19 protein-coding genes are annotated in these 19982 nt (G+C 64.2%); 2 read left to right on the forward strand and 17 right to left on the reverse strand.

The features are described from left to right. The 10 genes from RSE12_18500 to ruvC form a co-directional block, all read right to left on the reverse strand. Complete coding sequence (locus RSE12_18500; protein ID WRH62333.1) at positions 1-1824, reverse strand: DUF294 nucleotidyltransferase-like domain-containing protein; 1824 nt, start codon at positions 1822-1824, stop codon at positions 1-3. A 73-nt stretch (positions 1825-1897) separates the two neighbouring features. Continuing rightward, entirely contained in the window at positions 1898-3850 is a 1953-nt protein-coding gene (locus RSE12_18505) for a sodium:solute symporter family protein (protein ID WRH62334.1), read from the reverse strand. A gap of 8 nt (positions 3851-3858) precedes the next feature. Then, positions 3859-4116 (reverse strand): DUF4212 domain-containing protein, encoded by a 258-nt coding sequence (locus RSE12_18510; protein WRH62335.1) that lies wholly within the window; start codon positions 4114-4116, stop codon positions 3859-3861. Positions 4117-4188: 72 nt separating this feature from the next. Continuing rightward, a complete protein-coding gene (locus tag RSE12_18515) occupies positions 4189-4857 on the reverse strand; it encodes an adenylate kinase (protein WRH62336.1) in 669 nt (222 codons plus the stop codon). Positions 4858-4874: 17 nt separating this feature from the next. Then, positions 4875-6839, reverse strand: coding sequence for an acetate--CoA ligase (gene acs, locus RSE12_18520; GenBank protein WRH62337.1), 1965 nt, complete (start codon positions 6837-6839; stop codon positions 4875-4877). Between the two features lie 359 nt (positions 6840-7198). Next, positions 7199-7825, reverse strand: coding sequence for a hypothetical protein (locus RSE12_18525; protein WRH62338.1), 627 nt, complete (start codon positions 7823-7825; stop codon positions 7199-7201). Between the two features lie 147 nt (positions 7826-7972). After that, positions 7973-9001, reverse strand: coding sequence for a Holliday junction branch migration DNA helicase RuvB (gene ruvB / locus RSE12_18530; protein ID WRH62339.1), 1029 nt, complete (start codon positions 8999-9001; stop codon positions 7973-7975). A gap of 48 nt (positions 9002-9049) precedes the next feature. Further along, a complete protein-coding gene (gene htpX, locus RSE12_18535; protein ID WRH62340.1) occupies positions 9050-9934 on the reverse strand; it encodes a zinc metalloprotease HtpX in 885 nt (294 codons plus the stop codon). A 67-nt stretch (positions 9935-10001) separates the two neighbouring features. After that, entirely contained in the window at positions 10002-10682 is a 681-nt protein-coding gene (ruvA, locus tag RSE12_18540) for a Holliday junction branch migration protein RuvA (GenBank protein ID WRH62341.1), read from the reverse strand. Further along, positions 10679-11197, reverse strand: coding sequence for a crossover junction endodeoxyribonuclease RuvC (gene ruvC, locus RSE12_18545; GenBank protein WRH62342.1), 519 nt, complete (start codon positions 11195-11197; stop codon positions 10679-10681). Before ruvC ends, ruvA begins: the two co-directional genes overlap by 4 nt. A gap of 319 nt (positions 11198-11516) precedes the next feature. Here ruvC and RSE12_18550 point away from each other — a divergent pair, with 319 nt between their 5' ends. Further along, a complete protein-coding gene (locus RSE12_18550; protein ID WRH62343.1) occupies positions 11517-11720 on the forward strand; it encodes a DUF1127 domain-containing protein in 204 nt (67 codons plus the stop codon). A gap of 174 nt (positions 11721-11894) precedes the next feature. Here the strand turns inward: RSE12_18550 and RSE12_18555 are convergent, their stop codons facing one another. From RSE12_18555 to RSE12_18585, 7 genes are all read right to left on the reverse strand, one after another. Further along, positions 11895-12248, reverse strand: a complete 354-nt coding sequence (locus RSE12_18555; protein ID WRH62344.1) for a hypothetical protein — start codon at positions 12246-12248, stop codon at positions 11895-11897. A gap of 118 nt (positions 12249-12366) precedes the next feature. Further along, positions 12367-13239, reverse strand: a complete 873-nt coding sequence (locus RSE12_18560) for a 50S ribosomal protein L11 methyltransferase (GenBank protein WRH62345.1) — start codon at positions 13237-13239, stop codon at positions 12367-12369. 48 nt (positions 13240-13287) lie between these two features. After that, positions 13288-14151 (reverse strand): SAM-dependent methyltransferase, encoded by an 864-nt coding sequence (locus RSE12_18565; GenBank protein WRH62346.1) that lies wholly within the window; start codon positions 14149-14151, stop codon positions 13288-13290. Positions 14152-14188: 37 nt separating this feature from the next. Then, positions 14189-14839, reverse strand: a complete 651-nt coding sequence (msrA, locus tag RSE12_18570; protein ID WRH62347.1) for a peptide-methionine (S)-S-oxide reductase MsrA — start codon at positions 14837-14839, stop codon at positions 14189-14191. Positions 14840-14931: 92 nt separating this feature from the next. After that, entirely contained in the window at positions 14932-16167 is a 1236-nt protein-coding gene (locus RSE12_18575) for an MFS transporter (GenBank protein ID WRH62348.1), read from the reverse strand. Positions 16168-16382: 215 nt separating this feature from the next. Next, positions 16383-16817 carry a hypothetical protein gene (locus RSE12_18580; GenBank protein WRH62349.1) on the reverse strand — a complete coding sequence of 145 codons (435 nt, stop codon included), beginning with the start codon at positions 16815-16817 and terminating at the stop codon, positions 16383-16385. A 185-nt stretch (positions 16818-17002) separates the two neighbouring features. Beyond that, positions 17003-19195: a primosomal protein N' gene (locus tag RSE12_18585; GenBank protein WRH62350.1), complete on the reverse strand. Its 2193-nt coding sequence runs from the start codon at positions 19193-19195 to the stop codon at positions 17003-17005. A 113-nt stretch (positions 19196-19308) separates the two neighbouring features. Here RSE12_18585 and fsa point away from each other — a divergent pair, with 113 nt between their 5' ends. After that, positions 19309-19962 (forward strand): fructose-6-phosphate aldolase, encoded by a 654-nt coding sequence (fsa, locus tag RSE12_18590; protein WRH62351.1) that lies wholly within the window; start codon positions 19309-19311, stop codon positions 19960-19962. The last annotated feature ends 20 nt before the right edge of the window (positions 19963-19982 follow it).

The following is a 19982-nucleotide window of genomic DNA, read 5'->3' on the forward strand; positions in this document are numbered from 1 at the left end:
TCAACTTCTGGCGCCGCGGGATTGTCCCACGGCAGATTGCATTGTCCGTACAACGACAAAGGCGTCGCGCAAATGAGACCGTTCGAAATCCGACATTTCCGAAAGCGACAGGAAATTGTCCGGCTTCTCTCCCCCGCGCACCTGCCGCGCCTGATGCTCCAGCCTCGTCCGCGCGATCAGGTCATACGCCTCGATCAGATCCCGCGCACCCGATGCCGAAATCACCCCCGCCGCCTCGGCCGCTTCCAGCCGCGCGCGCGTATTGGCCGGGGCCAGCCGCCCGATCAGCGCATAGACCCGCGCCAGATCGGCCACCGGCACCACGCCCTGATGCTTCATGTCGATATGGTTCTTGTGCTCGCCCGACCGGATGGTCGCAAACCCCCGCAACAGCCCCAAAGGCGGCGCATGTTTCAGCGAATTCTGGATCATATGCGCCACGAAGATCGAGTTCTTCGCCGCCAGCGCCAATGTCTCATCCTGCAAGGCACGGTAGAGCGCGGGCTCCCCCCCGATGGGCCGCAGATCGAACATCACCGATGCCAGCATCTGCGCCGTCGGATCGGGCCGCGCCACCCATCCCGCGAAATATTCCCGCCACACCCGCACCGGCTGGCACCAGCGCGGATTGGTCGCCATCATGTCACCGGGGCAATAGACATACCCACAGGCATCCAGCCCGTCAGACACGAACTTCGCCAAAGCGGTGAACCAGGGTATGTCCGCCTCTGTCACCTCATCCGACAGAATCATGCAATTGTCCTGATCCGACACCCCGGTCTGCTCTTGCCGCCCCTGCGATCCGCAAGCCAGCCACAGATAGGGCACCGGTGCCGGGCCAAGGCTTTGCTCGCCCAGCCACAACAACCGCCGCGTCACCGTATCGGCAATATCGGTGATCAGCCGCGTCACCACCTCATGCGCGTTATGCGCCCCCACCAACTGCGCCAGCAGCCGCGGGATCCGCGCCGTCACCGCCGCCAGCTGCGCCACATCCGTGGCCATCGCCGCATCGCGCACGAACTGCGCCGATGACACCGCCTGAAACCGCGTCAGATCGGTCTGCGTCACCATCCCCACCAGCGCGCCATTCTCGACCACCGGCAGATGTCCGATGCGCCGCTCCAGCATGATATGCAGCACATCCGACCCCAGCGCCGAAGGCGGCAGCGTCACCGGATCGCGCGTCATCACCGCACCCACCGCCGTCTCGGGTGACATCCCCTCGGCCAGCACCTTGTTGGTGAAATCCCGCACCGTGACCAGCCCGGCAAAGCGCCCCTCCTCGGTCACCCCAAGGCTGGAGACACGGTTATCCCGCATCACCTCTGCCGCCGCCCGGATCGAAAGCGTGGCCGGCACCGTGAACGGCTCATGCGCCATCAGGCTGGCCACCTTCTGCGCCGTCAGATCGGCCTCGCGATGCTCCGCCCCGCGCCCACGCTGAAAGAACCGCTCAAAGGATGGGAACTCCGCGATCATCCGCCGGAACTCCGCCACCGGCAGCATCAGCAGCACGCTGTCCTGCGTCGCCCGCGCCGTCGTCACCGCCAGCCCGCTGCGCATCAACCCGCGCTCACCGAAACTGTTGCGCGGTCCCAGCAGCGACACGATCCCGCCCGACGGCTCCAGCACCTCTACCGCGCCGCGCTTTACCAGAAACAGGCCCCGCAGCGGCTCGCCCGCATGATAGACCTCTTCGCCCGCGGCATATTCCCTGCGGCTGAAGGAACCGGCGACACGCGCCAGTTCGTCCTGCGGCAGGCCATCATAAGGATGCACCGTCTCCAGAAAGGCGATGATGGTCGTCAGCCCCTCATCCATCGCAAATCCCCGGCCAATCCCTGATCAAAAAGGGGAAAGCCCCGGCGGCACGCGCCGGGGCTTTCGATCTTGCTTAGTGGGCCTGCGCCGCACCGGCACCTTTCGGCACGCGGATCGACTGGATCAGGTCCTGCACGTCCTGCGGCGGGGCTTTGGTCATCGAAGACACGACATAAGCCACCACAAAGTTCAGCAGGGCGCCGATCGGACCAAAGGCCGCGGGCGAGATGCCCAGCCAATGAGCGTCCGGCGTGTTCGGGAACATGTTCGTGCCGGGGATGAAGAACCAGCCCAGGTAGAGGAAGATGTAGACCGCGGTCGAAATCAGACCGACCAGCATGCCGAGGATTGCACCTTCCTTGGTCACTTTGGTGGAGAAGATCCCCATCATCAGCACCGGGAAGATCGTCGCAGCCGCCAGACCGAAGGCCAGAGCCACCACCTGCGCGGCAAAGCCGGGCGGGTCCAGACCAAGCCAGGTCGCCAGCACGATGGCAAAGGCCATCGAAATCCGCGCGGCCAGAAGCTCGCCCTTTTCGCTGATCTTCGGGTTCAAGGCACCCTTGATCAGGTCGTGGCTGATTGCCGACGAAATCGCCAGCAGCAGACCTGCTGCCGTCGACAGCGCGGCGGCAAGACCACCGGCAGCAACAAGCGCGATCACCCAGCCCGGAAGCTTTGCAATTTCCGGATTGGCCAGAACCATGATGTCGTTGTTCACCGTGGTCAGTTCGTTGCCGACGAGGCCCTGTGCGGCCAGCGTCTGCCCGTTTAGGCCGTTGGCCGGATCGGCAAGCGCAGCGTCGAGTGCCGTCTTGGCTTCAGCGACCTTGGCTTCCAGTGCAGCCTTGTCGGCATCTGCCGGAGCGTCAGCCAACGCCTTGCTCGCATCGGCCATTGCCTTGTTGGCCGCCGCGAGTGCCGGCTTTTCGTTGAAGTACTGGATCAGCCCGTCGCCGTTCTTGTCCGAGAACGCCAGCAGACCGGTCTTTTCCCAGTTACGAATCCAGGCCAGTTCCGGGTTGCTGTCGATTTCAGCAATTGAAAGCGCCGGAGCACTGAACGTGTCGCCTGCAATCGCACCCGGCCAGAAGGTCGTGGTGATGTTCAGACGCGCCATCGAACCCACAGCCGGAGCCACGGTGTAAAGCAGCGCGATGAACACCAGTGCCCAACCCGCAGACAGACGCGCATCCGACACTTTCGGCACGGTGAAGAAGCGGATGATGACGTGCGGCAGACCTGCCGTACCGATCATCAGCGACAGCGTGACAAGGAACATGTTGAACATGTTCGGCGTGTCGGCGGTATAGGCCGCAAAGCCCAGATCCGTCACCACCTGATCAAGCTTGGTCAGGAAGGCAACATCGCCACCGGTCGGCGCGTAGCCACCGATCAGGCCAAGCTGCGGCAGGAAGTTGCCCGTCAGTTGCAGCGAGATGAACAGCGCCGGGATCGTATAGGCGATGATCAGCACGACATACTGCGCCACCTGCGTATAGGTGATGCCCTTCATGCCGCCGAACACTGCATAGGCGAACACAACGGCCGAACCGATCAGCAGGCCCTGCGTCGTGGTCACTTCCAGGAAGCGCGCAAAGGTCACGCCCACGCCCACCATCTGCCCGATAACATAGGTGATCGAGATCACCAGAAGGCAGACCACGGCCACCATGCGGGCCGAGGTGGAATAGAAGCGATCACCCACGAATTCCGGCACAGTGAACTTGCCGAACTTGCGCAGGTAAGGCGCCAGAAGCAGTGCCAGAAGCACATAGCCGCCGGTCCAGCCCATCAGGAAGACCGAGTTGCCGTAGCCCCCGAAGGCGATCAGACCCGCCATCGAGATGAACGAAGCCGCCGACATCCAGTCAGCCGCCGTCGCCATGCCGTTGACCACCGGGCCAACGCCTTGGCCCGCTGCATAGAATTCCGCCGTCGAACCGGCGCGTGCCCAGAAGGCGATCCCGAAATACAGCGCGAAAGACGCACCGATGACGAGAAGGTTAAGGGTAAACTGATCCATTTTCCCGCTTACTCCTCAACGCCATGTTCTTTGTCGAGCTTGTTCATCTTTGCCGCATAGGCAAAAATCAGCACGAGAAAGACGTAAATTGCCCCGTTCTGCGCCATCCAGAATCCAAGATCGGCACCGCCGACACTGATCCCCGAAAGCGCAGGACGAAGAATGATGCCCATCCCGAAGGAACACACGAACCAGATCACCATCGAAATCACGATGACCCGGATGTTCGCGGCCCAATAGGCGTTGGACGATGTCTTGTCCGCCATGAGTGCTACTCCCTGTAGGTTTCTTGTCTCCACCTCCGCACCCCCCTTTTGCAGGGATGCGGCCTCCCCTCGTTACGCCGATACCCGTGTCACGATGGCCGAAAGCGCCGCACGGATCGCCGCGATGGAACCCATCGCATCGACCCGTTGCAGCACGCCCTGCCCCTCGTAATGGGCGATCAACGGTGCCGTCTGGGCGTGATAGGCTTGCAGCCGTTCCCGCACCGTTTCGGCATTGTCGTCAGCCCGGCGCTTGAACGCCGTGCCGCCGCATTTGTCACAAGCACCCGCCACCGCAGGCCGCTTGAATTCGTCATGATAGCCTTCGCCGCAGGCCGCGCAGGTGAACCGCCCCGCGACCCGGCCGACCATGGCCTCGTCATCCACCTCAAGGCTGACCGCTGCCGTCACCTTCTGGCCTGCCGCTTCCAGCAACCCATCCAGCGCCGCCGCCTGCCCCGCCGTGCGCGGAAACCCGTCCAGTATGATGCCCTTGGCCACATCGGGCGCCGCCATGCGGTCCTTCAGCACCGCCAGCACGATGTCATCGGAAACCAGTTGCCCCGCTTCCATCACCGCCTTCGCCTGACGCCCAGCCTCCGTGCCCGCCGCCACCGCCGCGCGCAACAGATCGCCCGTGGACAACTGGACCAGACCAAAGTCCTCTTCCAGCATCCGCGCCTGTGTGCCCTTGCCGGCCCCCGGAGGGCCCAGCAAGATCAGCACAGCAGGTTTGGTCATCACCTCGGACACCGCCCTCACCCCCGGTTCGCGCGGTTTTCGATCAACTCTTCCACCACCGACGGATCGGCCAGCGTCGAGGTGTCGCCAAGGGTAGCAAAGTCATTCTCGGCAATCTTGCGCAGGATGCGGCGCATGATCTTGCCCGACCGCGTTTTCGGCAGCCCCGGCGCCCACTGGATCAGGTCCGGCTTGGCGATCGGGCCGATCTCGGTCCGCACCCAGGCCTCAAGCTCCTTTTTCAGCGCGTCCGACGGCTCTTCGCCCTTCATCAGCGTGACATAGGCATAGATGCCCTGCCCCTTGATATCATGCGGATAGCCAACCACCGCCGCCTCGGCCACTTTCGGGTGGGCCACCAGCGCGGATTCCACCTCAGCCGTCCCCATCCGGTGCCCGGATACGTTGATCACGTCATCCACGCGGCCCGTGATCCAGTAATAGCCATCCGCATCGCGGCGGCAGCCATCGCCGGTGAAGTAGTAACCGCGATACTGGCTGAAATAGGCCTCCTCGAACCGCGCATGGTCGCCCCACAGCGTCCGCATCTGCCCCGGCCAGCTATCCGCGATGCACAGCACGCCGTCGGTTTCCGTCTCCGGCATCACCTTCGCGGTGGCCGGGTCCAGAACGATGGGCTGCACCCCAAAGAACGGCTTCGTTGCAGATCCCGGCTTTTGCGGAATGGCACCCGGCAGCGGCGTGATCAGATGCCCGCCGGTTTCCGTCTGCCAGAAGGTATCGACAATCGGGCAGTTCCCCTTGCCGACATGGGTGTTGTACCAGTTCCACGCCTCGGGGTTGATGGGCTCGCCCACCGAACCCAGCAACCGCAGGCTCGACAGGTCATGCTTCTCTACCCATTCCGGCCCCAGCCCCATCAGGCTGCGGATCGCGGTCGGCGCGGTGTAGAACTGCGTCACCTTGTGCTTGGCGCAGACCTCCCAGAACCGCCCCGCATCGGGGAAGGTCGGCACGCCCTCGAACATGATCGTGGTGGCCCCATTGGCCAGCGGCCCATAGACGATGTAGCTGTGCCCCGTGACCCAGCCCACATCCGCCGTGCACCAGAAGACATCGCCTTCCTGATAGTCAAAGGTCAGCTGATGCGTCATCGCCGCATAGACCAGATACCCGCCCGAGGTATGCACCACCCCCTTCGGCTTGCCGGTCGACCCCGAGGTGTACAGGATGAACAGCGGATCCTCCGCCCCCACTTCCGTATAGGCGCAATAGGGCGCGGCGGCGGCCATCTCGGCCTTCAGGTCCACATCGCGGCCATCGACCCAGCTCGTCTGGTCGCCCGTATGCTTCACCACCAGACATTTCACATGGTCATCGCAATGCAGCAGCGCCGCATCGGCATTGGCCTTCAGCGGCGTCTTCTTGCCCCCGCGCGGCGCCCAATCGGCCGTGATCACGATCTTCGCCTCGGAATCGTTCACCCGGTTCGCCAGCGCATCTGGCGAAAAGCCCCCGAACACCACCGAATGGATCGCCCCGATCCGCGCGCAGGCCAGCATCGCATAGGCCGCCTCCGGGATCATCGGCATATACAGAACGACCCGGTCGCCCTTCTTCACCCCCTGCGCCTTGAGCACGTTCGCCATACGGCAGGTCTGTTCCAGCAGTTGCGCATAGGTGATGTGCTGCGCGGGCGTCTTCGGATCATCGGGTTCCCAGATGATCGCGGTCTGATTGGCGCGCGTCATCATATGGCGGTCAATGCAATTGGCCGACACGTTCAGAGTGCCGTCCTCGAACCATTTGATCGACACTTTGCCGTATTCAAAGGTCGTATCCTTGACCTTGGTATAGTCCTGAATCCAGTCGATCCGCTTGCCCTGCACCGCCCAGAACGCCGACGGATCGGCGACCGAGTCTGCATACATCCGCTCATAGCCCGCCGCATCGACATGCGCCTTGGCGATGAACGCGTCCGAGGCCGTATAGACCCCCTGCGCCTGCACGGTATCTGCCATGGATTTTCCTCCGTCTTCGCCCTGTTGCGCCAGGTCTCCCCCCCGGAGGCCATCGCATCACGCAACCGCGATAATAGTTGAGTTCTAGTTAATTACCAACAAGTCATTGAAGTCCATAGCATTTTCTGTAAATTCATTGACGAAAGAAGAAGCAATTAGTCAACTATTTTACAAATCGCCAACTAACCCCCCGTTTCGCCATGCGATTTTCGCGCCTGTCCGGCGGGGTGACCGCCCAGCCTGCCCCCAGCGCGCACCTGCGGCAAAAAATCCCGCCCCCAGTCGCGCAGGTTCCGCCGCTGCTACGCGCTCGCCGGTCGGCCCCACAATCGCCGGGTGATTCCCGCTCGAAACCGGCCCTAGACCACCCGCGCGATCCGTGCGGCCAGCCGCAATCCGTGCGTTGCATCCATCGCAATGGCAGGCAGCACCGGATCATATCCCGCCCGGATCAGCGCCGCGATCTCGGGCCGCAGCATCACCGCCCCGCCAGCTCCGGCCGCCAGCGGTGACATATCGCCAAAGGCCCGGTCCGACCACAGAAGGATCATCTGCACCGCCTGGCTCAGCGCCAGCGTTTCGGCCGACACTGCCTCAAGATGCGCGTCCATCCGCACGAACACGAACACCGCCCGGATCGCCCCCTCCAGATCAAAGCGGAAGATGCGATACTGGTTCGCCCCCGCCTCTTCCAGCCGCGCGCACAGCGCCGCCAACCCCGGCACCAGCCGGTCCAAGTTTGGCACCTCAGGCAATTCCGCCCAGTCGCGAAAGAAGAAGATCATCAGGTTTGCACCCAGTTCCGGGTCCGTCTCGGCCATCTTGTGGCCCGCCAGTGCCACCACGGCTTCCACGGCACCCTTCACCACCGCCAGCGTCGCATCTTCGACACCGAACACCACCGGCACAATGGGCCGCCCCCAGCGCGCAAACAGGTACGTCCCGTCCGCGCGGGTGAACAACGCCTGAACCTGATCCGGGGTCATCCTACACTCCCTCGCCGCCCGTCCCATCATTCCGCCCGGGCCCCAAAAGTTTTCCTGAAAACTTTTGGGGCTCCACAGCCGAAAAATTTCGATCCGAAATTTTCCGGCCCCCGCGGGCAAAAATTTTCCTGAAAATTTTTGCCCCGCTCAAGCCTCGAACAGATCGCTCTGCCCCGGTGCCCGCGGCGCCTCCAACCCCAGATGCCGCCAGGCCTTTGTCGCCAGCATCCGTCCGCGCGGCGTGCGCTGGATCAGGCCCTGTTGCAACAGGTAGGGCTCGATCACTTCCTCGATGGCATCGCGCGCCTCCGACAGGGCCGCGGCGATGGTTTCCACCCCCACCGGCCCGCCGCCATAATTCTCGGCCAGCAGCAGCAGATACCGCCGGTCCGCCCCGTCTAGGCCCAGATGATCCACGCCCAGCCGCGTCAGCGCCCGGTCGGCAATCGCCTTGGTCAGACAGCCATCCCCCTCGACCAGCACGAAATCCACCACCCGCCTGAGCAGCCGCCCCGCCACGCGGGGCGTCCCCCGCGCGCGCCGCGCAATCTCGCGCGTGCCCTGCGCCTCGGCCGGCACGCCCAGCAGCCGCGCGCCCCGCGCCACGATCAGATCCAGCTCATCCTCGGTATAGAACTGCAACCGCGTCGGTATCCCGAACCGATCGCGCAGCGGAGTCGTCAAAAGCCCCAGCCGCGTCGTCGCCCCCACCAGCGTAAAGGGCTGCAATTCAATCCGCACCGTCCGCGCCGCTGGCCCCTCGCCGATCACCAGATCCAGCGCGAAATCCTCCATCGCAGGATAGAGCACCTCCTCCACCACAGGCGACAGTCGGTGAATCTCGTCGATGAACAGCACATCGCGCGGTTCCAGATTGGTCAGGATCGCCGCCAGATCGCCGGGCTTGGCCAGAACCGGGCCGGATGTCATGCGAAACCCCACGCCCAATTCCCGCGCCATGATCTGCGCCAGCGTGGTTTTCCCCAATCCGGGCGGCCCATGGAACAGCGTATGGTCCATCGCCTCCCCCCGCATCCGGGCGCTTTCGATAAAGACGCGCAGATTGGCCCGCGCCTCCGCCTGCCCCACGAATTCCTCAAGCGCCTGCGGGCGCAAGGCGCGGTCGGTATCTTCGGGCAGCCGCTCGGGGCGCAAGGTCGGGTCCGGGTCCATCATGGCGGGAACATTCACAGAACGCCGCCGATTTGGCAAGAAGCGCCAAACCTATTCCCAAGGCCCCCGCGCCGCCACCCCCACCTTGCCCCAGCGCTTGCCCTCGCCCGCCAACGCCTCCAGCGCCGCAACGCGATTGGCAGTCGCGGGATGGGTGGAAAACAGCGCGTCATGCGCATGGGCATGCAGCGGATTGATGATGAACATATGCGCCACCGCCGGGTTCCGCTCGGCCGCGTCATTGTCGATGCCCTTGGCAAAGGCGTCGATCTTCTTCAAAGCCGAGGCCAGCCACAGCGGATTGCCGCAGATCGCCGCCCCCACCTTGTCGGCCTCATATTCGCGCGACCGAGAGATTGCCATCTGCACCAACCCCGCCGCCATCGGGGCCAGCAGCATCAGCGCGATGGTCCCGATCATCCCGCCGGGCCGGTCGCGCGACCCGAAGAACAACGCGAAATTGGCCAGCATCCCGATCGCCCCGGCAAATGTCGCCGTCACCGTCATGATCAGCGTGTCGCGGTTCTGGATATGCGCCAGTTCATGCGCCATCACCGCCGCCACCTCCTCGGCCGTCAACCGCCGCAGCAATCCCGTCGTCGCCGCCACCGCCGCATTTTCCGGGTTCCGCCCGGTGGCAAAGGCATTGGGCTGATCCGTCTCGATCACATAGACTCGTGGCCGCGGCATCCCCGCCCCATCGGCCAGCCGATGCACCATCCCCACGAAATCCGGCGCCGTCTGCGCTGTCACCTCGCGCGCGCCGGTCATGCGCAACACGGCCTTGTCGGCATTCCAATAGCCGATCAGGTTCATCCCCGCCGCCACCACCAACGCAAGCACCGCCCCGCTGGCGCCACCCAGCATGGCCCCGATCCCCATGAACAGCGCCGTCAGCGCCGCCATCAGAACAAATGTCTTGGCATATCCGGTCATCGTCAGACCCTCCGTTTCCCCAAAGATGGGACATCCGGCCGACCGCGCAAGACCCGTCCAGGAACCTCTACTTCGGCGCGAGCAGCTTCAGCGCCGCCCGGATCAGCGCCCCGGTATTGGCCTCCGGCAGTTCCGCCGCCGCGGTCGCCACGGCCTGCGCCGCATCGCCGGGGCCATAGCCAAGGTTCGACAACGCCGACAGCGCATCCGCGCTGGCCGTGGCTCGCGCCTGCGCCGCCCCGTCCACCTTTGCCACCCGCTTCGGCGCGGGCGTCATCGGCTCGATCACCGCATCCGCATCATCCGCCACCGCCGATACCGACAGGTTCCCCCCCATCGCCATCAACCCCGGCGCTTTCGATTTCAGCTCAAGGATCACCCGCTGCGCCAGCTTTGGCCCCACACCAGGTGCCGCCTGAACCGCCCGCGCATCGCCCAGCGAAATCGCCCGCGCCACGCCCTCGGCCCCCAAGGCACCAAGGATGGCCATGGCGGCCTTCGCCCCCACCCCCTGCACCGTCATCAGCAACTTGTGCCATTCTTTCTCCAGCATGGTCGGGAACCCGAACAGCTGCAAAAGATCCTCCCGCACCAGCAGGTCGGTATACAGCGATACCGCCTCGCCCACCCCCGGCAGGCTGGCCATCGTGCGCTCGTTCACATGCACGATATACCCCACGCCCCGCACATCGATCAGCACTTGATCGCCGCCGCGCCAATCCACCCGTCCCGAAATCTTGCCGATCATCCCGCCGCCCTCTTCAGCGCCGCCTGCATCCGCCCGGCGCTCTGGCTGTGATGGGCATGGCAGATCGCCACCGCCAGCGCGTCCGCCGCATCCGGCCCGGCAATCTTCACCCCCGGCAGATGCAGCTTCACCATATGGTCCACCTGCACCTTGGCAGCATGGCCCACGCCCACCACCGTCTTCTTCACCGCATTGGGCGCATATTCCCCGACGCTCAGCCCGAACTGCGCCGGCACCAGCAGCGCGATCCCCCGCGCCTGCCCCAGCTTCAGCGTCGCCACCGCGTCCTTGTTCACGAATGTATGCTCCACCGCCGCCGTATCCGGCTGCCACTGGCGCAGCACCTCGGTCAGCTGGGAATGCAGCGACAGCAATCGCTGCGCCAGATCACCCTCACCCTCGCCGGGGGCGGAATGGCAGATGCCATTGGCGACATGGGTCAGGCGTGACCCCGCCACGTCGATCACCCCCCAGCCCAGGTTGCGAAGGCCGGGATCAATCCCCAGAACACGCATGCCCGCCCCTTTTCTTCTTGCTTAGCCCAGAACTAGCACGAAACGGGAACATCCGGCAAATGGCTTTTCTGCTTGCAGCCTTTGTAAAGGTTTTGTTATGCAGATGCAGAACGCGACGCTGCCCCCGTCGAAACCGACAGAAGCGCAGACCGCATTTCAAAACCCAAACAATAACGGGCCCTTCGGGCCCTTTTCGTCATGCAGCCATTGCAAGGGTGCTTTGCAAGCGCAGCACTGGCTTTGCACATGCAGCACGATTATATGGCTCTCAAGAAGCGCGAATGCTTCTACCATGAGCAGTTTGTAAAGGATAATTCCCATGGCCGCCTTCGAGACGACCCGTCCGGCGCCGTTCGGCGCCATTTCGATCTTCCGCACCGTTCAGTTCATCAGCAATGCCTTCATTGCGTTCTCGAACTGGAACGATGCCCGCGTCACGCGCAACACCCTCGCCAAGCTTTCCGATCGTGAGCTTGATGATATCGGTCTGTGCCGTGGCGATATCGAAATGCTCGGTCGCTGATCCTTCAGCCACCGAACGACCTGCCAGAGCCGTCGTCCGTGGGGGACCGACGGCTCTTTGCTTTTTCCAGCCCTCGCGTGATGCGCCTTCTGCCGAAACGACGTCACAGCAAACGCCAAAAAGCAGGTGCCGCCAGGGCGACCTGCTCCAAGTCCAAACCGGACTCCCTCAGCCTCAGATCTTGCTGCGCTCCACCACCAGCGCAATGCCGTCCGACACCAGCCGCGTGATCGGTTCAGACCGCATCAGGAACCCCTGAACCGCGTCGAAACCGCCCCGCGCTTCGATCTCAGCCACGCGCCGGTCGAATGACGCCTCGCCCATATGGTAATGGATCGCGCCCTTCATCCCGAAGCAGGCACAGAACAGGAAAACACCGACGCGAAAGATCGGCCGCCGCCGCACAGGCAAACGCCGATAAAAGGACCGCCCAAGTGTATCGGGCGCCTCAAAGCCGTATCCCATCGCATGGGCCTGCTCGATGCGGCCCACGCGGGTATAGAAGTCTTCCAAATTAGGGTCAGACATGGCTTGCACCTGCATCTCGACCCCCACCGTCTTAATCAGTATCTTCAGATCATGGCAAAATTACGGCGAAACGGCCCCTTTGCCGCTTTTCTGCCGCAACTTTTAATACAACTTTGGTTTATGAGCGCCGCAAAACCAGCGTCGACCACTCGCCGATGTCTTCGCGCGCCTCCAGCGCGAATCCCGCCGCGACATAGGCCGCCGTCACCGCTTCGGCCTGCACCACCAGCAACCCCGACAGGATCGCCAGCCCGTCCTTGGCCACATGCACGGCCATGTCCGGGGCCAGTTCGATCAGCGGCCCCTTCAGGATATTGGCGAAGACCAGCTCGAACGGCCCCGCCTCTTCCAGCCGCGCATGTCCGAACCCCGTCGCCTCAAGGCATTCCAACCGGCCATCCAGCCCGTTGATCGCCACATTGGCCAGCGCCACATCCACCGCCACTGCGTCGATGTCGGACGCAATCACCACCGCATCCGGCAACACCGCCGCCGCCGCCATCGCCAGCACCGCCGTGCCACAGCCGATATCGGCCACAGTCGCGGGCCGGAACCCGGCCTCATACAGCCGATCAAACGCCCGCAAGCAGCCCAGCGTCGTGCCGTGATGCCCGGTCCCAAACGCCACCGTCGCCTCGATCTGTAACGCCACCCGCCCTTCGGGCACCTTGTCGGCATCATGGCTGCCGAACACGAAGAACCGCCCCGCCTCAACCGGGCTCAACTCCCGGCGCACCTTGGCGACCCAGTCGATCTCGGGGAGTTCCGAAATGGCAAAAGGCTTCGCCCCAAAGGCCAGCGCAATCACCTCCAGCATCACCATGTCCGGCGCTTCCAGGAAATAGGCCCCCACCTCCCACAGCCCGGAATCATCCTCGATCTCGAACACGCCTACGCCCGTGGGTTCCGGCTCCATCCGCTCGATGGCATTGGCCAGCGCCACGGCGGCGTCCTCGCCCTCCAGCGTCGTCAGGGCGGAATAGGTCGGCATGGTCATTCTCCCGATGGGTCAGCCCCAGAAAACTCAGCCCCGTAAACCCTAAACCGCCGCAGGGCGCAACCGCATCAGCAGATAGCGGTTGCTGCGCCGGAACGCCTCACCCGTCCGCTCGTCGCCGGTCAGCCGCCGCATCAGCGTAGCCCGCCGCCGTTCGCCCATGACCCGGCCCAGCACCCCCACGGCCAGCCCGCGCAGCCATGGCCGCTTGGCCCGCAATTCGCGGTCCATCCCGGCCACGCCCACGCCCAGCACGTTGAAAAACGCCTGCTCCACATCGATGGACGGTGCCACCTGATCGGTGACATCCTCCTGCGCCTCGATCACCAGGCCCTCACGCTCGGCAGCCTCAAGGAACCGCTCCACCACATGCCCACCGCCCACTGTGCGATGCGGGTTCTTCACCCATTCGCCATCCACCAGCCGGAAACAGTCGCCAATCACGATCGCCCCGCCCGGCGCCAACAGCGCCTTCGCCTTCGGCAGACTGTCATACAGCCGGATATACTGAAAACTCTCGGAAAACAGACACAGGTCGAACGGCCCCGTCACCTGCGCCTGTTCGAACATTGCCTCATGCACCACCGCCTCGGGCGCATTCACCCGGCACCGCGCCGCCAGAAAGGCCGACGGCACCACGATCTCCACCCGATGCCCCAGCGCGATCAGCCGCTTCGCCGTCTCGCCCGCGCCACCGCCGATATCCAGAATCCGCAGCTTTCCCGGCGGAAACAGCGCCAGCAACCGCTGGCTATAGGCCTCCTGCGCCGCGCCCAGATTGGCCGCCACCGGCTCCAACCCGCCCCACAGCCCGTAATGCAGATGCTCCTTGCCCGTCAGCCACCGGGCAAGCGCGCAGCCTGCCTCCAGCCCGACGGTGCGCGTGTCGATGCGCCCCGAACCCATGCCTGTGAAACCCCTCCCGAAAAGCGCTGCCGCTTCTTCAGGCGGTCAGTCCGATGGGACAAGTTACCCCGGTGCCCCCGATGCCGCAATAACCGTCGGGGTTCTTTGCCAGATACTGCTGGTGATAATCCTCGGCATAATAAAACACCGGCACCGGAATGATCTCGGTCGTGATCGCCCCATACCCCGCCGCCGTCAGCCGCGCCTGATAGGCCGCCTTCGTCTCGCGCGCCGCCTGTGCCTGCGCGTCGGAATAGCAATAGATCCCGCTGCGATAGGTGGACCCCACATCATTGCCTTGCCGCATCCCCTGCGTCGGGTCATGCCCTTCCCAGAACAGTTGCAGCAATTCGGCATAGCTCACGATGGCGGGGTCAAAGATCACCCGCACCACCTCGTTATGCCCGGTCAACTGGGTACAGGTCTCCTTATAGGTCGGGTTCGGCGTAATGCCCCCGGCATAACCCACCATGGTCAGCCACACGCCCTCAACCTGCCAGAACTTCCGCTCCACGCCCCAGAAACAGCCCATCCCGAACATAGCCTCTTCCATGCCCGCAGGCACGGGCGATTTCAGCGGAATGCCCGAAAGGAAATGCGTCTCTGCCGTCGGCAGCGGCTCAGGCCGCCCCGGCAGGGCGCGGTCCGGCGTCACCATCTCGGTCTTGCGGCGATCAAGGAAAAACATCTGCGGCCTCCAATCCTGTGCCTGATATATAGGGTCGCACCCCCAAATTTCTTGGAAGAAATTTGCAAAAATCTTCCAAGATTTTTGGCACCCTACTCCGCGGGTGCCGTTCGCGGCCCCGCCGCGCCGAACACCGTCTCATATCCCGGCAGCGGATGGCGCGGGATCAGCAGCACCAGCCCCAACGCCACCAGCGCCATTCCCGCCCCCAGCACGAACACATAGTCCGGCGATTTCGCCCACATATAGCCCAGCGCCGCCGGCAGAAACACCGCCGCGATATGGTTGATGGTAAAGGCCACCGCCGCCGAGGGCGCGATATCCTGCGGATCGGCGATCTTCTGGAAATAGGTCTTCAGCGCGAAGGACAGCGCAAAGAACATCTGGTCCAGAATATACAGCCCCCCCGCGATCACCAGCCCCCAGCCAAACCAGTACAGCCCGCCATAGGCCAGAAACACCAGCGTCAGCCCGACATATTCAAACGCCATCACATTGCGCTCGCCGAACTTGCCCAGCGCACGGCCCATCACCGGGGCCGCCACCATCTGAAGCACATAGTTCACCAAAAGGAGCATCGTCATCTCCGAGACTTTCATCCCGAACCGCTCCACCATCATGAACCCGGCAAAGACCACGAAAATCTGCCGCCGCGCGCCCGCCATGAATTGCAGCGCATAGAACAGCCAGTATCGTTTCCGCAGCACCATGTGTTTGTGCTGCACATGCGGCCCCTCGAACTGCGGATAGGCGAAATAGCAAAACACCGCGATCCCAGCCGTGATCCCGCCCGACACCAGATAGACCGTGTCATAGCTCAGTTGCAGCCTGTCCCACAGCAGCACGATGGCCCCATAAGCCAAAAGCGATGCCCCCGATCCGACCCCCACCAAAAGGCCCAGAACCTGCGGCGCGCGCTTCTTGTCGATCCATTGCAATTGCAGCGACTGGTTGACCGTCTCGTAATAGTGAAACCCGATCGAAGACAGCAGCGTCACCAAAAGCATCCCACCGAACGACGGGAACCACGCCGTCACCGCCGTCGCCACCCCCAGCAGGCCCAGCGACACCACGCCCAGCACCTGTTCGCGCATAAGCAGGATCAGAAAGATCACCCCGATGGCCAGCAGCCCCGGTATCTCGCGCACCGTGTGCAGCCAGCCGATCTCCACCCCGGAGAACTGCGCCGCCTCGATGACGAAATTGTTGAGCAGCGCCGACCAGGTGGCAAAGGCGATGGGCATCGCAAAAACCATCAGGAACAACAGGCTCTCCGGCCGCCGCCAAACCGGCAACCGCTGCGCATCGGCCAAGGTCATGATCTGCATTCCCATAATCCGGCCTTACGCCCATGCCCGGCAGGGCAACAGGGAAAACTTGTGACGGGTACATTCCAACGAACCCCCATCGGTGCGGGTCAAACGGGGTTGGCAAGGTAAACGCCGGCTTCCCCCACCGCCCGCTGCGTATGCACACCTGTCTGCACCGCCATCTGCACCATCAGCGGCACAGCGAAAACGCGCCCATTCCGCCGCGCTGCGCGCTATGGCAGGTTCGGCTCCGCCTCGTCATCCACCGTCAACCGGTCAGGTACTGCCGCTTCCGCCCCTGCGCCATGCGCCCCGGCGTCCCCGCCGACAGGCGGCACAACCACGGGCGGCAACGGCTCGGTCACCACCGGGGCGACCACCGCGGTATTGGTAATTTCCACTGGTATTTCAGGGGCTTCCTCGATCATCACATCGCGCAGCACCTTGCCGTTGCGCGTGTTCAGGATCACCTCGCGCGTGCCCTCCGGCCCCGTCGCCGTGATCCGCAACCGCCCCAGCAGCGTGGTCCCGGTGTCCACCACCACGAACCCCTCGCTCTGCAACTCTGCGATCACATCATCCTTGGTCAGGGCCTGCGCCCCGGCCACAACCGGCACCACCCCCAGCACCACCGCCAAAGCCAAGAATTCAAAGGCTTTCTTGCCCATTGTCACCATCCGCTTACCCCCGCCCCACGCACCCCACGGCCCGCGCGACGTCTTCACATGTCTTAAAGCGTTACAGCAGACAGTTTTGTCCAACTTGTGGCGATATCTTGGGGGATCGGTGTTTGGGGGAAATCCGCCCATGGCGCGGTACAGGTTAACGGCAGGTTAATCCCGCCGAGCCCGCCTTACAGGAAACTCTGCGGATCAATGTCGATGGCCAGCCGCAGATTTGCGGGAGGCTTCAACTGCGCCACCCATTCCGCCAGCGCCGCCTGCAAGGCCACACCCTTTTCCGCCTTCACCAGCAACCGCACCCGATGCCGCCCGCGCACCCGCGCAATCGGCGCGGGCGCAGGGCCGAACACCTGCGCCCCAACCCGCCGCAAAGGCCCATCCCGCCGCGCAAGTTCCCCTGCAAAATCAAACACCTGCGCTACGTCCGGGCTGGACAGGATCACCCCCGCCATGCGCCCATAGGGCGGCACCCCCGCCGCCCGCCGCTCGGCCGCTTCGGCCTTCCAGAAGGCCTCTTCATCGCCACCCAGAATGGCGCGGATCACCGGATGCTCGGGCTGATGCGTCTGCAAAAGCGCCACGCCCTTCATCCCCTCCATCCGCCCCGCGCGCCCCGCCACCTGCCGCATCAGTTGAAACGTTCGCTCCGCCGCCCGCAGGTCCGACCCCTGCAAACCAAGGTCGGCATCAATCACCCCCACCAAGGTGAGTAACGGAAAGTTGTGCCCCTTCGCCACGATCTGCGTGCCGATGATGATATCCGCCGCCCCCGCCGCGATCTCTTCGATCTGCGCCTTCAAGGCCCGCGCCGATCCGAACAGGTCCGATGACAACACCGCCACCCGCGCATCGGGGAACCGCGCCGCCACCTCTTCCGCCAGCCGTTCCACCCCCGGCCCCACGGCGGCCATGCGCCCCTCAACCCCGCAGGCCGGGCAGGCCACGGGAACCGGCTTCGTCGCCCCGCATTGATGGCAGACCAGCCGCTTCTGAAACCGGTGCTCTACCATCCGCGCGTCGCACTGGTCACACCCGACCTGATGCCCGCAAGCCCGGCACAGCGTCACCGGCGCATAGCCCCGCCGGTTCAGGAACAGCAGCGACTGCTCCCCCTTCGCCGTCCGCGCGGCCACCTCAGCCGCCAGCCGCTCGCCGATCCAGCGATCCGCCGCCAGCTTTTCGCCGCGCATGTCTACCGCCCGCACATCCGGCATCTCCGCCGCCCCGAACCGCGCGCTCAGATCCAGCCGCCCATACTTCCCCGCCTCGACATTGGCCCATGTCTCCAGCGACGGCGTCGCACTGGCCAACACCACCGGGCAGCCCACAATCGCCGCCCGCAGCACCGCCATGTCGCGCGCATTGTACAGAACGCCCTCCTCCTGCTTGTAGGAGGTGTCATGTTCCTCATCCACCACGATCAGGCCAAGCCGTTGAAACGGCAGGAAAAGCGCCGACCGCGCACCCACAACGAAGGACGCGCCGCCCTGCGCCACCATCTTCCACACCCGCCGCCGTTCCGTCTGCGTCACGCCCGAATGCCATTCTGCAGGCCGCGCGCCAAACCGCGCCTCCACCCGCTTCAGGAACTCTGCCGTCAGCGCAATCTCGGGCAACAGCACCAACGCCTGCCGCCCCGCGCGCAGGCACTCCGCCACCGCCTCCAGATAAACCTCGGTCTTGCCCGACCCCGTCACCCCCTTCAGCAGCGTCGTGGCATATTCCCCCGCCGCCACCGACGCGACGAGTGCATCCGCCGCCGCCACCTGATCGCCCTGCAGATCCGGCCCGCCCTTGGGGTCCAGCAGTGGGAATGGCAGATCGCGCGGCGCCTCCTCCTCGATCACCACCCCCAGCTTCACCAGCCCCTTCACGACAGACGCGCCACAGCCCGCCTCTTCCACCAATTCGCCAATCGTCATCGGCGCACCAGCAAAGCTGCGCAGCACCTCCACCACCCGGTGCCGCGCATCGGTCAGGCTGTTCGGTACCGCGCCGCCCAGCCGATACACCCGCCGCGTCGCCGCCCCCTCCATCAACCCCGGCGACCGCGTCGCAAGGCGCAGCATCTGCGGCAGCGGCGTCAGCGTGTAATCCGCGGCCCGTGTCAGAAACTGTCGCAATTCCAACCGCATCGGTGGCGCATCCAGCACCCGCCCCACAGGGCGCACCTTGGCAATATCCCAATCGCCCCGCCCCTTGCCCCAGACCACGCCCAGCACCCGGCGCGGCCCCAGCGGCACCTCGACGAAATCCCCGTCGCCGCAGCCCCCCTCCGGCGCGCGGTAATCCAGCACGCGCCCCAAAGGCTCGGTCGTCAGAACACCGACAAGGTCGCCCGCCTGATAGGTCCGGTCATACAAATGTCACCGCCCTCATACATTTCTATCCGACATGCCCGATCCGGCACTTTCGCCTGCCCGCCCTTTGGGGTAAACCCGCCCCCAAACCCCCGCAACCCATAAGGACCGCGCCGATGAAATTCTTTGTGGACACCGCCGATGTCGAAGCGATCGCCGAGCTTAATGATCTGGGCATGGTCGATGGTGTCACCACCAACCCCTCGCTGATCCTGAAATCCGGCCGCGACATCATCGAGGTTACCCGCGAAATCTGTTCCATCGTCTCCGGTCCCGTCTCGGCCGAAGTGGTGGCGCTGAAAGCCGAAGACATGATCGCCGAAGGCCGCAAACTGGCCGAGATCGCGCCGAATATCGCGGTCAAGGTGCCGCTCACCTGGGATGGTCTGAAAACCTGCAAGGTGCTGTCGGGCGAAGGCAAGATGGTCAACGTCACGCTCTGCTTCTCGGCCAATCAGGCCCTGCTGGCCGCCAAGGCAGGCGCGACCTTCATCTCGCCCTTCATCGGGCGTCTGGATGACATCAACCTTGATGGTCTGGAACTGATCGGCGACATCCGCCAGATCTATCACAATTACGGGTTCGAAACCCAGATCCTCGCCGCCTCCATCCGCACCGCCAACCACGTCACCCAATGCGCCCTGATCGGCGCCGACGTGATGACCGCGCCTCCCTCGGTGATCAAGGCCATGGCGTCCCACGTCCTCACCGACAAGGGGCTGGATCAGTTCATGAAGGACTGGGCAAAAACGGGGCAGAAGATCCTCTGAAAACCTGCTACACTGCCCGG

The sequence above is a fragment of the Fuscovulum sp. genome (assembly GCA_035192965.1).
Lineage (GTDB): Bacteria > Pseudomonadota > Alphaproteobacteria > Rhodobacterales > Rhodobacteraceae > Paragemmobacter.